The sequence below is a fragment of the Streptomyces jumonjinensis genome (genome assembly GCF_009600885.1).
In the GTDB taxonomy this organism is placed as follows: domain Bacteria; phylum Actinomycetota; class Actinomycetes; order Streptomycetales; family Streptomycetaceae; genus Streptomyces; species Streptomyces jumonjinensis.
The window spans coordinates 1-17,536 of record NZ_VCLA01000077.1 but is presented as its reverse complement, the minus strand read 5'-3'; the positions used below and the strand labels follow the sequence as shown (position 1 = coordinate 17,536).

Genomic DNA, 17,536 nt, shown 5'->3' with positions numbered 1-17,536 from the left:
GCGCGCACACCGGGCGCGGCGGGGTGAGCGTGCGGGCGCTGCGCCCGCACGCCCGTGCCGTGACCGTGCTCGCCAAGGGGCTCCGGGCCGAGCTGCACAGCGAAGGGGACGGCCTCTTCTCGGGGGTGCTGCCGCTGCGGGCGGCGCCGGAGTACCGGCTGCTGGTGGAGTACGGCGGCGACGGCGGCGCGGGCCACGAGAGCGAGATCCACGATCCGTACCGCTTTCTGCCCGCGCTCGGCGAACTGGATCTGCATCTGATCGGCGAGGGCCGCCATGAGGAGCTCTGGCGCGCGCTGGGCGCGCATCCGATGACCCATCAGGGCGTCGCCGGCACCCGGTTCACGCTCTGGGCGCCGAACGCGCGGGGGGTCCGGGTCACCGGGGACTTCTGCTACTGGGACGGCACCGGCTTCCCGATGCGCTCGCTGGGCTCGTCGGGGGTGTGGGAGCTGTTCCTGCCGGGGATCGGCGACGGGGCGCTGTACAAGTTCCAGATCATGCGGCCGGACGGCTCGCACACCCTGCGCGCCGACCCGATGGCCCGGCGCGCGGAGACGCCGCCCGCGACCGCCTCCGTCGTGACCGGGTCCCGCTATGCCTGGCAGGACGCGGAGTGGATGGCGCGGCGGGGCCGCCGCCCGGTCCATGAGTCGCCCTTCTCCGTCTACGAGGTCCATCTGCCGTCCTGGCGGCCCGGTCTCAGCTACCGCCAGCTCGCCGAGCAGCTGCCCTCCTATGTGGCCGCTCTGGGCTTCACCCATGTGGAGCTGATGCCGCTCAGCGAGCATCCCTTCGGCGGATCGTGGGGCTACCAGGTCACCGGCTTCTACGCGCCCACCTCCCGGATGGGCACGCCGGACGACTTCCGGCACCTGGTGGACGCGCTGCACCGGGCGGGCATCGGCGTGATCATGGACTGGGTGCCGGCGCACTTCCCGCGCGACGACTGGGCGCTCGCCGAGTTCGACGGCCGCCCGCTGTACGAGCCCGGGGACCCGTCCCGGGCCGCGCACCCCGACTGGGGCACGCTGGAGTTCGACTACGGCCGCACGGAGGTGCGCAACTTCCTGGTCGCCAACGCGGTGTACTGGTGCGAGGAGTTCCATGTCGACGGACTGCGGGTGGACGCCGTCGCCTCGATGCTCTATCTCGACTACTCGCGCGAGCACGGGCAGTGGACCCCCAATGAGCACGGCGGCCGGGAGAATCTGGACGCGGTGGCCTTCCTCCAGGAGATGAACGCCACGGTCTACCGGCGCTGCCCCGGAGTCGTCACCATCGCCGAGGAGTCCACAGCCTGGAACGGCGTCACCCGGGCCACCCACCACGTGGGCCCCGGCGGCTTCGGCGGGCTGGGCTTCGGGCTGAAGTGGAACATGGGGTGGATGCACGACTCGCTGGGGTACGCGGCGCATGAGCCGGTGCACCGCAAGTACCACCACCACGAGATGACCTTCTCGATGGTGTACGCCTACAGCGAGAACTACATCCTGCCGATCTCGCACGACGAGGTGGTGCACGGAAAGCGCTCCCTGGTGAGCAAGATGCCCGGCGACTGGTGGCAGCAGCGCGCCGGACACCGGGCGTATCTGGGCTTCATGTGGGCCCACCCCGGAAAGCAGCTCCTCTTCATGGGACAGGAGTTCGCCCAGGGCGCGGAGTGGTCGGAGGCGCACGGCCCGGACTGGTGGCTGCTCGACCCCTCCTACGCGGCGGAGCCCGACCACCGGGGGGTGCGGCTGCTGGTCCGCGACCTCAACACGGTGTACGGGGCGACTCCCGCGCTCTGGGAGCGCGACACCGCGCCGGAGGGGTTCGCCTGGGTGGCCGGGGACGCGGCGGACGACAATGTGTTCGCCTTCCTCCGCTTCGACGCCGCGGGCTCGCCGCTGCTCGCGGTGAGCAACTTCTCGCCCGTGGTCCGCCATGACTACCGCCTCGGGACGCCGGAGCCGGTGGACGCCTGGGCGGAGGCGCTGAACACGGACGCGGCGCGGTACGGCGGCGGCGGGGTGTGCCATGAGGAGCCGCTGAAGGCGGAGCCGGTGCCCTGGCACGGGCGCGGTACGTCGGTACGGCTGACGCTGCCGCCGCTGGCGACGGTGTGGCTGCGTCCGGTCTGAGCGGGTACGGGCCCCGGGCCCTGAGCCGGTACGGGCCGATCCGGGCCCCCGGGGGACATGCCCCCGGGGGCGGACCCGTTCAGCCCGCCGCGCCGAAGCCCTCCGGCAGCGCGTCCGTGTGGACGGTGCCGAGGCGCTGGGTGGCCCGGGTCAGCGCCACATAGAGGTCGCTGTCGCCGAAGAGCGCGGGCTCGACCACGATCACGGAGTCGAACTCCAGCCCCTTGGCCTGCCGGGGTTCGAGCAGCACCACCGGACGGGTGAGGTCCACGGGCCCGGCGAGCTCGCGCAGCGCGCCGTGGAGAGCGGCCGGGGCGATGACGGCGACCCGGGACGCCCCGGCGCTCTCCCGGTCGGCGGCGGCGGCCACCGCGTCCCCGAGGAGCGCTGGGCCCGCCACCCGTTCGGTCCACGGCGCCACCCCGGTCGAGCGCACCGAGCGCGGCGGCTCGAAGCCGGGCCGGCTGTGGCGGCGTACCGCTGCCGCGACCTCCATGATCTCCGCGGGGGTGCGGTAGTTGACGCCGAGCCGGGCGTGCCGCCAGCGGTCTCCGACGTACGGCCGCAGGATCGCGTCCCAGGAGCCGAGCCCGGCCGGGTCCCCGGTCTGGGCCGGGTCGCCGACCAGGGTCATCGAGCGGGTGGGGCAGCGGCGCATCAGCAGCCGCCACGCCATCGCGGAGAGCTCCTGCGCCTCGTCCACGATGATGTGCCCGAAGGCCCAGGTGCGGTCGGCGGCGGCGCGTTCGGCGGCGCTGCGGTGGTCGGTCTCCTCATGCCGTTCGGCCATCCGCTCGGCGTCGATGACGTCGTGGGCGGCGAGGATCTCGGACTCCTCGTCCTCGAACTCATAGGTCTTGGAGCCCTGGGAGAGTTCGAGCACGCCCTGGGCGTAGCCGATCCGCTCCTGCCGTTCGGCCTCGGCGGCGGCGCGTTCGGCGGTGTCGTCCACGCCGAGGAGTTCGGCCGCCTCGTCCAGCAGGGGCACGTCGGCGGGCGTCCACGGCCCGCCGCTCCGGCGGATGAGCGCCGCGTCGTGCTCCGGCAGCACCCGCTCGGGCTCGGCGAGGAATCCGGCGACGAGCTGCTCGGGGGTGAGGGCGGGCCAGAGCTCCTCGATGGCCGCGTGCACCCCGGAGCTGGTGGCGATCTCCTTGCCGAGCTGGGCGAGATCGTCGGGCCCGAGGAGATTGGGCCCGCCGTAGGGGTCCGCGCCGAGCCGGTCGGCGAGCTGCTCGGTGAGGGCGTCGATGATCCGGAAGGCGAAGTGGGGGCGGGCGAGATTGTGCGGCAGCCCGGTGGCGCGGGCGCGGTCCCGTGCCTCGTAGGCCATCTCGCGGTGGAGGCGGAGGGCGCCGTACTGCTCGTGCTCGATGGAGAGGGCCGCCTCGGGGACGGTGTTCTCGTCCTCGAAGTCGACGTCGCCGGGCACGGTCTCGGGGAGCGTCTGCCGGTCCCGCACCGCGCGGGCGAGCGCGTCGGCCATCTCCGCCCGGCCCTTGACCTCGGCGGCGGCGGGGGTGTCGGCGCCGTGCGCCCGTACGCCGGGGAAGAGCTCGGCCAGGGTGGCGAGCAGCACCCCGGTCTCGCCGAGCGAGGGCAGCACCTCGCCGATATAGCCGAGGAAGGCGGGGTTCGGCCCGACGATCAGCACCGCGCGGCGGGCGAGCTGCTCACGGTGGGCGTAGAGCAGATAGGCGGCCCGGTGCAGCGCGACGGCGGTCTTCCCGGTGCCGGGGCCGCCCTCGACGACGAGCACGCCATGGCGCGAGGCGCGGATGACCCGGTCCTGTTCGGCCTGGATGGTCTGCACGATGTCGGCCATGCGCCCGGTGCGCGCGGCCCCGAGCGCGGCGAGGAGCACGGCGTCGCCGCCGGGGTCCTCGTATCCGGTGCGGGTGGCGTCGGCGAGGTCGAGGATCTCGTCGTGGAGCGCGGTGACGGTACGTCCCTCGGTGGTGATGTGCCGCCGTCTGCGCAGCCCCATGGGCTCATAGCCGGTGGCGAGATAGAAGGGCCGGGCGACGGGTGCGCGCCAGTCGATGAGGAGCGGGGTGCGTTCCGTGTCGTCCGCGCGGATTCCGACCCGGCCGATGTGGTGGCGTACGCCGTCCTTCATATCGAGACGGCCGAAGCAGAGACCGCTGTCGACGGCATTGAGCGCGGTGAGGTGCGCGGAGTGCTCGGCGACGCTCACATCGCGCTCGACCCGGGCCTGCCGTCCGGTGCCGACCTGCCTGATCGTGGTCTGCACGGCGGCTTCGGCCTGCTCGCGGAGTGCGTCGAGGCGCTCGTAGAGGAGGGAGACGAATTGCTGCTCGTTCTGCAATTCCTCGGTTGACAATTCAGCTCCTGACGCGCTATGGTATCGGTAATTGGTTTTCCATATCCGGCTATTGAACGAAGACATGGAAACCCTCAATATACGCAGAGATGAACCCCGCCCGTCAAACGGTCGGGGTATTTTTCTGCCCATAGGCATGGGGCATATCGGCGGCGCGGCGGGTGCCGGCGGGCTCTCCGCCGGCACCCGCCGGGATCAGTACAGGAAGGTGTGCCCGAGGCGGCTGCCGGGGGCGGCCACGGCTCCGAGGGTCCCGTTCCCGAAGGTGACGGAGTTCTTCGCGGTCACCCCGGCGGCGGTGGACCGGAAGGCCGTCACCGCCCCGGCGCTCCCGTTCTCGCCGGTCGCGGAGGTGAGCAGTTCGGCCCGGCCGTCGCCGTCGGTGTCCACCAGCTCGGTGGCCGCGCCGAAGCGGTCTCCCTCCTCGGCCGTGCCCGGCACGCCCGCGGTGCTCTGGCTGAAGAACTTCGCACCGGCGCCGGTCGGGCCTTTGCGGGTGCCGCGCAGGGTGACCACCGCACCGGCCCGCTTCACCCCGCTGTGGTCCTCGTCCACCACGCCCACCGCGATGTCCGGGTATCCGTCGCCGTCGATGTCGCCGATCGAGACGCCCTCGCCGAAGTGATCCGAGCCGCCACGGCCGTCCGCCCCCTCGGCGGTCCCCGGAATCCCGGGGCTGTCCTGGTTGAAGGAGCGGGCCCTGCCGCCCACCGGGCCCTTCGCGGAGCCGGGGATATAGGTGATCATGCCGCCCTTGGCGAGCGGGATCTCCACATCGCTGTCGTACCCGTCGGTGGGGCGGCCGGTGACGATGTCCGCGAAGCCGTCCCGGTTCACATCGCCGATGTCCAGGTTCTCGCCGCCCTCCAGGGCGTAGCCCGACGGGCCGTCGACGGAGGCGGACTCACCCGGGCCGCTCCGGGTGCCGGCCCAGACCCGGACGGCGCGGGCGTCGAACTCGTCGAAGTCGTTGACGGCGGCGGCGATATCGGTCCTGCCGTCGCCGTTCACATCGCCGGCCGCCAGATCCATGATGCGGAAGTCGCCGTCCGTGTCGACCGGGCCGGCGGCGGCGGAGCCGTCGCGGCCGAAGGGTCCGGAGAGCACCCGCAGCCGGGAGCGCCCCTCGCTGGTCGCGACATCGGCGTCGCCGTCGCCGTCGAAGTCGCCGGTCACCACGTGCCCGCCGATCTCGTCGTAGGACTCCGCCCCGTTGAGCAGGGTCGCCGCCCCGGCGAGTCCGCTCTGGCCGCCCCAGAGGACCACGAGCGAACCCGCGCCCGGGCCGACGCCCGCGAGCTCCTCGCCGGGGGAGCCGATGACGAGATCCGCGTATCCGTCCCGGTCCAGATCGGCGGAGGCGATCGACGCGCCGTACAGATCACCGGCTTCGGCGGTCCCCGGCATCCCCGGCTTGTCCTGATGGTGCATCCGCCTGACCGTGGGCAGCGGCTGCGCCCGGGACCCGTACAGCACCGCGACGTACCCCGCCTTCGCCTTGCCGTGCACCGTCCCGGCGGGCGCGGAGACGGCGGTGTCGCGGTAGCCGTCGCCGTTGAAGTCGTCCGGTTTCGCGGCCGACGTGACCGGCACGGCCCGCTCGGGCGCGGCGAGCGCGAGAGGAGCCGCCGGAGAACCGACGACCGCGACCGCCACGACCAGCCCGAGACCGCGGGCCGCCCTGTATGTGCTCATCCTCAGACCTCCTGGGTGACACGCCCCCCTGCCCCCAACGGCACGGGCACGCCCCTCCTTGACCCACTGACGCCCCGAAGGGTTGCGCACCGGAGCCCGGGCGGCAATCGGGCCGACACACACCACCGGCTCCCCCGCCCGGAGCCCCGTACCACGTCCGCATCGAGCGGCAACGCCTTCAGCCGCTGCTTCCGGCCACCTCCCGCGGGGCAAGAAGCCGGGAGACCGATCACGGAGCCCGGAGAGCAGTCTCCGATGGACCCGGCACATGGGTCAGGCTCACGGTGACCGTGTGACCGTCCACGCCACCGCGGATCTCGACCCGGTCGGCAAGAGCGCTGACCATGCCGAGTCCCCGACCACGAGTGTCCTCCTCACCAGGGTGCTGGAGGCGCGGCGCTCTCGCCGTTCCGCCGATGTCAGCGACCGAGATCAGAATGTGCCGTCCAGTGGGCGTGAGGCAGACCTCGAACGTGCCCGTGCCGACACCGCTCGCCGTGTGGACAACGGCGTTCGCGCTCAACTCGGAGACGATCAGGGCCGCGTCATCGACGCGCGAGCTGCCGCCGAGAACGTCTCGCGTCCAGCCACGCACCGTGCGGATCTCTTCCAGGCACCCCGAGAAGGTGCGTCGATAGGTGGGCATGGAGTACCTCCATGGCGATGACCTGCGGTTTCTTGCACGGACCAGCGCACTGACTGACGCCCTGCAATGCGGCACGTACAATAAGTACTAGCACCGTACATTGTGTGCGAGCGCTGGAAGTGCGAGATCGCACTTTTCATACGGGTCGGACAGGCCATAGCGTTCACACCGTGGTGTGGTCCCCCGAGCCGAGACATCGACGGAGAGGCAGACGCATGTTCGGGCTGATGGTGCGCTTCACGTGCAAGGACGAGTCGGCGGCAGCCGGATTCGACGCCCTGGCGGCGCGGACCGGAGAGCAGATCCGCGCGCATGAGCCCGGGACTCTCGTCTATGCGATGCACCGCGTTGACGGCCGCCCTCTGGAACGGATCTTCTACGAGCTGTACCGCGACGAAGAAGCCTTCGGAACCCATGAGTCGCAGCCTCACATCAGGACTTTCCTGGCCGAACGAGAGCGGTATCTGTCCACGGCCGAGGTGGACCGCTTGCGCTTTCTCTCCGGCAAGGGTGTCAACGGTGAGCACTGAGTACGAGAAGGCCCTGGGGCGCAGGATCGCTGCCGGGCGCAAGCGGCGCGGGCTCTCCCAGAAAGAGTTCGCCGGGCTGTTGGATCGCTCCGAAGCCTGGGTGTCCCAGGTGGAACGGGGTGTGCGGCGCATCGACCGGATGACGGTCCTGGAGAAGGTGGCCGAAGTCGTCGGGGTTCCGATCGCCGAACTGGCCGCCGAGGCTCCGATAGTGGCGTCATCGGCTGTCGGCGAGCCACCCGAGGCCAGCCGACTTCGCCTGGTGCTGAGCACGGCCCACCCTCTGAAGGCCGCGCTCGGGCAGCACGAGCCCCCGGATGTTCCGGCGCTCCGCGCCGGCGTCGACCGCGCGTGGGCGCTGACCCATGAAGGCGACTACAGCGGTCTCGCCGAACTGCTGGAGCAGTTGATCCCCGGTCTGGAGTCGGCCACCCGCTCGGCTCCGGAGCAGGAGCGAGCCGACACGTCCCGGCTCTTGGCGCTCACGTATCACGCGTGCAGTGCGGCGCTGGCGAACATGGGCGACCCGGAAGCAGCATGGATCGCGGCCGACCGGGCCGTTGCCGCCGCTGAGCGGGCGGGTGCCCCTCTGCTCATGGCAGCCGGGGAGTTCCGGTTGTCGATCGTCTTCCTCGGGGCACGCCGATTCGACCAGGCAGCCAGGGCCTCGGGAAGCGCCGCCGACGCCCTGCGCCCGCTGGCTGCCTCGGGGCAGCTCGAAGCGATCGCCCTTCGGGGTGCGCTGACGCTTCAACGAGCGGTTGCCGCAGCCCGGATGAATGAGGCCGAGGACGCCTACGAACACCTCCGTCAGGCCCGCGCCATGGCGGAACAGGTGGGCAACGGACGCAACGACTACAACACCGAGTTCGGGCCCGTCAACGTCGGTCTGTACGAGGTCGCCGTGGCCGTCGACCTCGGCGATGCCGGACTGGCGCTGCGGGCGGCGGAGCGAGTCGACGCGTCCGGGCTCTCCGCCGAGCGGCAAGCGCGATTCCGGATCGATGTCGCCAGAGCCCATGCCCAGCGTCGGCAGGTCGGCCTCGCGACGGCCGCGCTGTCGGCGGCGTGGACCGTCTCCCCCGGAATGATCCGCGCCCTGCCTGCTGCCAGACAGCTCGTCTCCGATCTGCTGACCATGGATCAGTCGCCGTCCGAGCAACTGCGGGCACTGGCGGACGAGCTGGGCGTCCATCCCGGGTGACCTCGTGCGCGAGCGCCCCGCAGCGCGCCCGGGCGGCGGGTCCGCTCCGAGGCAACCCCGGCTCAGGTCAGGATCACCGGGAGGGTCTCGGGGCCGCGGACGAGGCTGTTCTCCTTCCAGCGCAGGGAACCGGCGGGGACCGCCAGGCGCATCGCCGGGAAGCGGCGGGTCACCAGGGAGAGGGCGGTGCTCATCTCCAGGCGGGCCAGCTGTGCGCCGACGCAGAAGTGGGGGCCCGCGCCGAAGGCCAGATGGCCGGTCGTGTCCGTGCGGGCGAGGTCGAGGCGGTCCGGGTCGGCGAACCCCTCGGGGTCGCGGTTGGCGACGTGCTGGAGGGCGATGACTCCCTCGCCCGCCCGTATGGCCGTCCCGCCGAGCTCGGTGTCCTTGGTGGCCACCCGGATCAGCGTCCCCGCGCGGGTGAGCAGCAGATGCCGCAGCAGCTCCTCCACGGCGTTGTCGACCAGCTCGGGCCGCGCGCACAGCAGTGCGTACTGCTCGCGCTCGGCGAGCAGGGCGATCAGCGAGTTGGAGAGCTGGTTGAGGGTGGTGTCATGGCCCGCGATCAGGACCAGTTGCAGATTGTTGACCAGGTACTCCTCGGGGAGCCGCCCCGTCTCGTCCGAGACGCGGGTGAGCGCGCTGGTCAGATCCTCGCCCGGGTGCTCGCGTTTGGCCGCTATCAGCTCGCGTAAGTACTCCTGAATCCGGCCGTACGCCTCCCTCACCTGCTCCGCCGGTCCCCCGCGGGACAGCAGGGCGTCGGTCCAGCCCCGGAAGCGGCCCTGGTCCTCGTAGGGGACGCCGAGCAGCCGGCAGATCACCTTCACCGGCAGCGGCAGGGTCAGCTGCTCGACCAGATCGACCGGCCCGGGCCGGCGCTCGGCCGTGTCGAGCAGCTCGTTCACCAGGTCGGTGATCCACGGCCGCATCCCCTCGACCAGGCGCGGGGTGAAGGCTCTGGTGATCAGCCGGCGGGTCCGGGCGTGGTCCTCGCCGTCCATGCTGGTGAGCATGGACGGCAGGGCCAGCCCGGGGGCCACCTGTGGAGCACCGGGCTCCAGTGCGGCACGCCGGCTGAAGACCGGGTCGGTGAGCACCTGGCGGCAGGCCCGCAGAGTGAGGGCGACCCAGATCGGGGTCCCGTCGGGGAGCTGGGCGCGCACGACGGGGGCGTCCCGCATCAGCCGCTCTCCGTCGGGGTCGTGCGCCGCTCCGGCGTCCCTCACGAAGGGGAAACCGTGGTGCGCCGTCGCCTGAGTCATGGCCAATACCTCGCTCCGAGTGGGCAGTTGGCCAGTCAATATGGGTGGTGACCGCTGCGGGCGCAAGACGCCCGCCAGGACTCACAGGAAGGGACTCACGGGGACTCGCCGGGGGTGCACGTCCGCCGGATCCCGCAGCAGTCTGCTTTCGGCCGCACAGCCGAACGGCCGGGTCAGGGCTTGACGACCGCCTCGTAGGTGCTCGCCCAGTCGTCCGCCGCGTGCCCCCTGGCGAGCGCCCGGTCCGCCACCCGCTTGATGCCCGCCAGCTGGGAGACGTCCAGCCCCCGGGCCTCGGCGGCGTGCAGGATGTGGTCGACGGAGGCCGCCATCATCCCGAGGTTGGCCTCGGCGCCCGGGTAGGAGCGCGCGTCGATGTTGGCGGCCGTGTACTCCGCGATCGGCGGCAGGATCGAGACGGTGGTGTCCATGTACGGGGCGATGTCGGCCGCCTCCACCCCTTCCGCCTTGGCCAGCGCGAACGCGTGCACCAGACCGGAGATGCTGCCGTAGAAGAAGTCCAGCAGCGAGAGGTCGTAGGCGGCGGCCCGCCCCGGCTCCTCGCCGACGAACGCCGCGCGCCCGCCGAGCGCCTTCAGCGTGGACTCGTACCGCTCGAAGGACTCCCGGGAGCCGGAGTAGAACAGCAGCGCGTCCTCGCCGCCGACCACGCCGGTCGGCACCATCACCGCGCCGTCCAGATAGGCGATGGAGTGCTCCGCCGCCCAGGCCGCCATGGCGCGCGAGCGCTCCGGGACGTCCGAGGTGACATTGACCAGGACCCGGCCCTGGAGGGCGTCCTCCAGGGGGGCGAGGATCGCCTCGGCCGCGTCGTAGTCGACCACGCAGACGACGATCAGTTCAGCGGCGCGTACGGCGTCCTCGGCGGTCTCGGCGACGACGGCGCCGCGGGCCGCCAGCTCGTCGCCCCGGCCCTTCGACCGGTTCCAGACGGTGGTGGGGTGACCGGCCTTCAGAAAGGCTCCGGCGAGCGCGCGGCCCATCGCGCCGAGGCCGAGAACGGTGACAGGGGTGAGTGCGGTGTCAGAAGTCGTTGGCATGTGGAACATCGTTTCCCGACGCCGCATACTTAACAAGTACCTACTAGAAAGTGGGGTACTCACCAAAAGGTAAGTCTTTTGCCCTGCAAGGGATTACGGCGATGAGGGCGCGGGACGCCTACGGCCTACGCCCCGGGGCACAGGCCCCGGGGCGTAGGAAAAGAAAAGCCCGCGCCCGTCCTCCGCCGTGGGGGGTACGGAGGACGGGCGCGGGGGCCCTGAGCGGCTCGGGCCGGGAGCGGCTCGGGCCGGGAGCGGCTCGGGCCGGGAGGGTCAGACCTTGGCCGGTACGTCCGCGCCGTCGCGCGGCTCCGGAACCGCCGCCCCGGCGGGCTCCGCGGAGACCGGTCCGCCGTGCCCGTCGTCCAGCAGCGTCTTCTCGTCGAAGGGGATCCGCCCGGCGAGCACCTCGCCCACCCGCTCCTTGTCGATCTCCTTCGTCCAGGTGCCGACCAGCACCGTCGCGACCGCGTTGCCCGCGAAGTTGGTCAGGGCCCGCGCCTCGCTCATGAACCGGTCGATGCCGACGATCAGACCGACCCCGTCGACCAGTTCCGGCCGGTGCGACTGAAGACCGCCCGCGAGCGTCGCCAGACCGGCGCCGGTGACCCCGGCCGCGCCCTTCGACGCGATGACCATGAAGACCAGCAGGGAGATCTGCTCGGACGCGCTCAGCGGATCGCCCATCGCATTGGCGATGAAGAGCGATGCCATCGTCAGATAGATGGCGGTGCCATCGAGGTTGAACGAGTAGCCGGTCGGAACGGTGATGCCGACCACGGGCTTACTGACGCCCATGTGCTCCATCTTCGCGATCAGCCGCGGCAGCGCCGACTCCGACGACGAGGTGGAGAGAATCAGCAGGAATTCCCGGCCCAGATACTTCAGCAGCGAGAGCAGATTGACGCCCGCGACCAGTTTCAGCAGTCCGCCCAGAACGACGAAGACGAAGAGCGCACAGGTCACATAGAAGCCGATCATGATCACGGCGAGCGACTTCAGCGCGTCGAGTCCGGTCTCGCCGACCACGGCCGCGATCGCGCCGAACGCGCCGACCGGGGCGGCCCACATGATCATCGCCAGAATGCGGAACACCAGCCGCTGGATGTGCCCGATACCGCGCAGCACCGGCTCGCCGGCCGCGCCCATCGCCTGGAGCGCGAACCCTGCCATCAGCGCCACCAGCAGGGTCTGGAGCACCTCGCCCTCGGTGAAGGCGGAGACCATCGTGGTGGGGATGATCCCCAGCAGGAAGTCCGCGGTGGACTCGCCGCCCGCGCCCTCGGCCGCCTTGTCGCCGGCCTCCCGCGCCGCCTCGGTCAGCTGAAGCCCGGAGCCCGGCTCCACCAGATTGCCGACGAGCAGACCGATGGCGAGCGCCACGGTCGACATCACCAGGAAGTAGCCCAGCGCCAGCCCGCCGACCGCGCCGACTTTCGCGGCCTTGCGCACGGACCCGATGCCCAGCACGATCGTGCAGAAAATGACCGGCGAGATCATCATTTTGATGAGGTTGACGAACCCCGCGCCGATGGGCTTGAGCTCAACGGCGACTCCGGGGGCAGCGAAGCCCACCGCGATACCGAGCACCACCGCCGCGATAACGGCGATGTAGAGATAGTGCGTTCGGTCCCTTCTGCCTGCCTCAGCAGCCACGGGGTCCCTCCTCAAAACGATCTGTAAACAGGTCCATGTCCCATATGGATTCCCGCGACTATCCATCACGCTGTGACCCCGGTCACCCTTACGTGCGTTTCGTTCATACGAAATCCGGCAGGCAGACTGAGGCCATGCGCCTACCCCGCCCCCGCAGCCTCGCGGGACAGCTCTTCGCGATGCAGGTCATCCTGGTCGCCGCGATCGTGGCCGGGTGTGCCTACTTCACCTACGCCACCGACCGCTCACAGGCCGAGGAGACCGCCCGGCTCCAGTCGACGGCCACCGCGACCGCCGTCGCCCACTCCCCCTCGGTGATCGCCGCCGCGCGCTCGGCGGACCCGAGCCGCACCCTCCAGCCGTACGCGGAGGGGCTGCGCCGGGACGCGGGCGTCAACTTCATCGTGGTCATGGCCCCGGACGGCACCCGCTGGAGCCATCCGGAACCTGATCAGATCGGCCGGAAGTATCTGGGGCACACGGAGCAGGCGCTGAAGGGCGAGATCTACAGCGAGAAGCACCTCGGGGTGCTCGGCCCCTCGATACGCACCGTGGTCCCCGTCCGCTCCGAGGGCCGGATCGTCGGCCTGGTCAGCGCCGGGATCACCATCCACGAGATCGGCGAGCAGTCGCGGGAACAGCTCACCGCGCTGCTGATGACGGCGAGCGCGGCGCTGGGCCTCGGCGGCCTCGGCACCTATGTGATCAACGCCAGGCTGCGGCGGCACACCCACGGCATGAACGCGACCGAGCTGAGCCGGATGCACGACTACCACGAGGCGGCGCTGCACGCGGTGCGCGAGGGGCTGCTGATGCTCGACGGGCGGCGCAGGATCGCGCTCGTCAACGACGGCGCGCGCGAGCTGCTGGGGCTGGACGGCGACGCGGTGGGCCGTCCGGTGGCCGGACTGGGGCTGCCCGCGCCGCTCACCGGGGCGCTGCTGGCCTCCGAGCCCCGGGTGGACGAGGTCCATCTGACGGCGGACCGGGTGATCGTGGTCAACACCAGCCCGGTGGTCGGCGGGGAGCAGCGCGGCACCGTGGTGACACTGCGGGACCACACCGAACTCCAGGCGCTCTCGGGCGAGCTGGACTCCGAGCGCGGGTTCAGCCAGGCGCTGCGCTCCCAGGCGCACGAGGCGGCGAACCGGCTGCACACCGTGGTCTCGCTGATAGAACTCGGGCGCACCCGGGAGGCGGTGGGGTTCGCCACGGCGGAGCTGGAGCTCGCACAGGTGCTCACCGACCGGGTCGTGGGCGCGGTGAGCGAACCGGTGCTGGCCGCGCTGCTGCTCGGCAAGGCGGCGCAGGCCAATGAACGGGGGGTGGAGCTGGTGCTCGCGGAGGACAGCAGGATCGACGACGGGGTGCTTCCGGCGTCGCTTCCGGCGCGGGATCTGGTGACGATCCTGGGCAATCTGATCGATAACGCGGTGGACGCGGCGGCCGGACTGGACTCCCCCGGACTGCTCCCGGGTCCCCGCCCGGAACCAGAGCCCAGCGCGGATTCCGCACCCGACACGGCGCACGAACCCGACCCGGCACCCGAGCCCGGCGTGGGAACGGAATCCCGGCCCGTCGGCCCGGAGCCCGATCCGGCGCACGAACCCGGCGCGCACGCCCCCGCCCCCCGCGCCATCCCCGCGCCCCCCTGTCCCGCCCGCACCCCCCGCCCCCGGGTCACCGTCACCGCCCGCGCCGACCACGGCGAGCTGCTGATCCGCGTCCACGACACGGGCGCGGGCGTGGACCCCGCCCGCGCCGACGAGGTGTTCCGCCGGGGCTGGACCACCCATGGCTCGGGCCGGGGCCTCGGACTCGCCCTGGTCCAGCAGGCCGTGCACCGGGGCCATGGCACGGTGGTGCTCGCCGAAGGCCCGGACGGCGGCGCGGAGTTCACCGTAAGACTGCCCCTGCACACGGAGGTATCCGCATGACCACCGGCACGAGCACCGGGGAGGGGCCCATCCGGGTCCTGGTGGTCGAGGACGACCCCGTGGCGGCCGACGCCCACGCCCTCTATGTCGGCCGGGTCAGCGGCTTCCAGGTCGCCGGGGTCGCCCACTCCCGCTCCGCGGCCGTCCGGGTCCTGGAGCGGACCCCGGTCGATCTGCTGCTGCTCGATCTCTTCCTCCCGGACGGGCACGGCCTCCAGCTGGTCCGCTCGCTGCGCGCGGCCGGTCATCTCGCCGACGTCATCGCCGTCACCTCGGCCCGCGATCTGGCGATGGTGCGCGAGGGCGTCTCGCTGGGCGTGGTGCAGTACGTCCTGAAACCGTTCACCTTCGCCACCCTCCGGGACCGCCTCGCCCGGTACGCGGAGTTCCACTCGGCCGCGGGCGAGGCCAGCGGCCAGGACGAGGTCGACCGGGCGCTCGCCGTGCTGCGCACCCCGCAGGGCGGCGCCCTGCCCAAGGGCCTCAGCGGTCCGACCCTGGAGTCCGTCACCCGTACGCTGCGGGAATCGGCGGGCGGGCTGACCGCCGCCGAGGCGGGCACGGCGGTGGGCATCTCGCGGATCACCGCGCGCCGCTATCTGGAGCATCTGGTGACCGAGGGCCGGGCGGCGCGCAGCCCGCAGTACGGCCAGATCGGGCGGCCCGAGCTCCAGTACCGCTGGATTCCCGCCATCCGCTGACGTACACACGGCGGACACCCGGCCGACGCACTGACGACCGCCGTGCACAGGGGATTGACCCTGTCAGCGGGCCGGTCCTACGGTCGCACGGCAGCCTTTTCCGAGGCCCCCGGCCCCGGAGCCCGGCTCAGAGGAGGTCGTGCCTGTGCGCCCCACCGCCCCACCGGCCCGTCTGATCACCCTGTCCCTCGCCGCCGTGCTCACGGCGGGGGCCCTCACCGCCTGCGGCGGCGGCGCCGACGACGACCCCGACACCGTGCGGGTGGTCTACAAACGGTCCACGGACAACAAGATCCGTTTCATGGACCGCTATCTCGCCGCCGTCCGCGAGCAGTTCGAGAAGGCCCACCCCGGCAAGAAGATCAAGCTGATCCCCATTCAGGCGACGGACAACGACTACGCCGCCAAGGCGCAGCAGATGATGAGCTCACCGAGGACCGCGCCCGATCTGGTCTACGAGGACTCCTTCCGCATCAACTCCGACATCAAGGCCGGGTATCTGAGGCCGCTCGACGACCGGCTGCGGAAGTGGAAGGAGTGGGACCAGTTCATCGGCACGGCGAAGGCGGCGGCCAGGGCCGAGGACGGCAGGACCTATGGGGTCCCGGACGGGACCGACACCCGCGGTCTCTGGTACGACAAGGCCGTCTTCGCGAAGGCCGGACTGCCCGCCGACTGGCGGCCGAAGAGCTGGGCCGAGGTCCTGGCGGCGGCCCGTGCGGTCAAGCGGAAGGTCCCGGGGGTGATCCCGCTCAATGTCTACACCGGCGAGGGCCCCGGCGAGGCGGCGGTGATGCAGGGCTTCGAGATGCTGCTGTACGGGACCGGGCCCGATCCGCTCTACGACGCGTCCGCGGGCAAGTGGGTCGCGGGCGGGCAGGGTTTCCGGGACGCCCTGGAGTTCGTGCGGACGGTGTACGCGGAGGGGCTCGGCCCCGATGTCTCCGACGCCCTCGACCCCCATGTGGGGACCCGGGTCGCCACCGAGTGGCTTCCGGAGGGGAAGCTCGCGATCTCCCTCGACGGCTCCTGGATGGGCCAGAACTGGATCAACGACGGTCCGCGGGAGTGGCCCGGGTGGAGCGAGGCCCTCGCCCGGACCGCGATGCCCACCCAGCACGGCCAGGCCCCCGGCAAGGTGTCCATGTCCGGCGGCTGGGCGTGGTCGGTGCCCGCGAAGGCGAAGAACCCCGATCTGGCCTTCGACTTCGTCAAGACGCTCCAGACCCGGGCGAACGCGACCGAGTGGTGTGTGGTGGCGGCCCAGATCGCCGTACGGAAGGACGTGGCCGCCGATGAGCGGTACCGCTCGTCGTCACCGGGCGTCGACTTCTTCACCGGTCTTGTCCGCTACACCCACTACCGGCCCGCGCTGCCCGTCTATCCGCAGGTCTCGTCGGCGATCGGGGAGGCGATGGAGGAGGTGACGACGGGGGACGCGTCGGCGGCGGAGGCAGCGAAGGCGTACGACGACCGGCTGAGGACCATCGCCGACGGCGCGGTCACGTCGAGGTGACCGCGCGCCGAGGGGACCGGGCGGCCGGAACCGCGCGCCGAGAGGGCCGGGCGGCGACCGCACGCCGAGAGGGCCGATGGCACCGGGCGGCCGGGACCGCGCGCCGAGGGGGCCGGTGGCGCTGGGCGCCGGTGACCCCCGCCACCGTGCTGCTGCTGCTCTTTCTCGCCGGGCCGATCGGCTACTGCGTCTGGATCGCCTTCACCGACGCCCAGCTGACGGGCGCCTCGGGGGCGCGTTTCATCGGCCTGGACAACTTCCGCCGGGCGTTCGCCGACCCCGATTTCCGCGGCGCCGTCTGGCTCACCCTGGTCTTCACCCTGGTCTTCACCCTGGTCTCGGCGGTGATCGGGCAGAACACGCTCGGGCTGGCGCTGGCCGGGCTGATGCGGGCGGCCTCCCGTCCGGTCCGTACCGTCACCGGGGCGCTGGTGATCACGGCCTGGGTACTGCCGGAGGTCGTCGCGGCGTTTCTGCTCTACGCCTTCTTCCGCCGGGAGGGGACGCTCAACGCGGTGCTCGACTGGCTCCATCTGCCGTCGCAGAACTGGCTGTTCACCCTGCCGATCCTGGCGGTGTCCTTCGCCAATGTGTGGCGCGGCACCGCGTTCTCGATGCTGATCTATTCGGCGGCGCTCTCCTCGGTGCCCCGGGAGGTGACGGAGGCGGCGGAGGTCGACGGCGCGGGCGGGGTGCGCAGGCTCTGGCATGTCACCCTGCCGATGATCCGCCGCTCGATCGGCACCAATCTGATGCTCAACACCCTCTCGACGCTGTCGGTCTTCGGGCTGATCTGGGCGATGACCAGGGGCGGGCCGGGCAATCGCAGTCAGACGCTGCCGGTGTTCATGTACG

The 17,536-nt window shown here is 71.6% G+C and carries 13 protein-coding genes; 7 read left to right on the top strand and 6 right to left on the bottom strand.

Features of this window, described 5'->3' with window-relative positions; genetic code table 11:
* Positions 1-2,126, top strand: a 2,126-nt coding sequence (glgB, locus tag FF041_RS09520) for a 1,4-alpha-glucan branching enzyme (protein ID WP_153521993.1), incomplete at its 5' end; no start/stop codon positions are given.
* Between the two features lie 79 nt (positions 2,127-2,205).
* Here glgB and FF041_RS09515 read toward each other — a convergent pair.
* The 3 genes from FF041_RS09515 to FF041_RS09505 all read right to left on the bottom strand — a co-directional run bounded on the left by FF041_RS09515 (position 2,206) and on the right by FF041_RS09505 (position 6,811).
* Positions 2,206-4,455: a HelD family protein gene (locus FF041_RS09515; RefSeq protein WP_153521998.1), complete on the bottom strand. Its 2,250-nt coding sequence runs from the start codon at positions 4,453-4,455 to the stop codon at positions 2,206-2,208.
* A 210-nt stretch (positions 4,456-4,665) separates the two neighbouring features.
* A complete protein-coding gene (locus FF041_RS09510; RefSeq protein ID WP_153521991.1) occupies positions 4,666-6,165 on the bottom strand; it encodes an FG-GAP-like repeat-containing protein in 1,500 nt (499 codons plus the stop codon).
* A gap of 229 nt (positions 6,166-6,394) precedes the next feature.
* Positions 6,395-6,811: an ATP-binding protein gene (locus tag FF041_RS09505; protein ID WP_153521989.1), complete on the bottom strand. Its 417-nt coding sequence runs from the start codon at positions 6,809-6,811 to the stop codon at positions 6,395-6,397.
* A gap of 227 nt (positions 6,812-7,038) precedes the next feature.
* Between FF041_RS09505 and FF041_RS09500 the strand changes: the two genes are divergently transcribed.
* Positions 7,039-7,341 (top strand): putative quinol monooxygenase, encoded by a 303-nt coding sequence (locus FF041_RS09500; protein WP_407698127.1) that lies wholly within the window; start codon positions 7,039-7,041, stop codon positions 7,339-7,341.
* A complete protein-coding gene (locus tag FF041_RS09495) occupies positions 7,331-8,545 on the top strand; it encodes a helix-turn-helix domain-containing protein (protein ID WP_323391517.1) in 1,215 nt (404 codons plus the stop codon). The genes FF041_RS09500 and FF041_RS09495 overlap by 11 nt, the downstream gene beginning before the upstream one ends.
* A gap of 62 nt (positions 8,546-8,607) precedes the next feature.
* Here FF041_RS09495 and FF041_RS09490 read toward each other — a convergent pair whose 3' ends face one another.
* From FF041_RS09490 to FF041_RS09480, 3 genes are all read right to left on the bottom strand, one after another.
* Positions 8,608-9,810: a cytochrome P450 gene (locus FF041_RS09490; RefSeq protein WP_153521984.1), complete on the bottom strand. Its 1,203-nt coding sequence runs from the start codon at positions 9,808-9,810 to the stop codon at positions 8,608-8,610.
* A 173-nt stretch (positions 9,811-9,983) separates the two neighbouring features.
* Positions 9,984-10,871: an NAD(P)-dependent oxidoreductase gene (locus FF041_RS09485; RefSeq protein WP_228388107.1), complete on the bottom strand. Its 888-nt coding sequence runs from the start codon at positions 10,869-10,871 to the stop codon at positions 9,984-9,986.
* A gap of 273 nt (positions 10,872-11,144) precedes the next feature.
* Positions 11,145-12,527, bottom strand: a complete 1,383-nt coding sequence (locus tag FF041_RS09480) for a cation:dicarboxylate symporter family transporter (protein WP_323371344.1) — start codon at positions 12,525-12,527, stop codon at positions 11,145-11,147.
* Positions 12,528-12,661: 134 nt separating this feature from the next.
* Here FF041_RS09480 and FF041_RS09475 point away from each other — a divergent pair, with 134 nt between their 5' ends.
* From FF041_RS09475 to FF041_RS09460, 4 genes are all read left to right on the top strand, one after another.
* Positions 12,662-14,464, top strand: coding sequence for an ATP-binding protein (locus tag FF041_RS09475; RefSeq protein ID WP_153521980.1), 1,803 nt, complete (start codon positions 12,662-12,664; stop codon positions 14,462-14,464).
* A complete protein-coding gene (locus tag FF041_RS09470; protein ID WP_153521978.1) occupies positions 14,461-15,165 on the top strand; it encodes a response regulator in 705 nt (234 codons plus the stop codon). Before FF041_RS09475 ends, FF041_RS09470 begins: the two co-directional genes overlap by 4 nt.
* Before the next feature lie 145 nt (positions 15,166-15,310).
* A complete protein-coding gene (locus tag FF041_RS09465; protein ID WP_323391520.1) occupies positions 15,311-16,681 on the top strand; it encodes an extracellular solute-binding protein in 1,371 nt (456 codons plus the stop codon).
* Between the two features lie 131 nt (positions 16,682-16,812).
* On the top strand, positions 16,813-17,536 hold a 724-nt coding region (locus FF041_RS09460), incomplete at its 3' end, for a carbohydrate ABC transporter permease (RefSeq protein WP_323391513.1).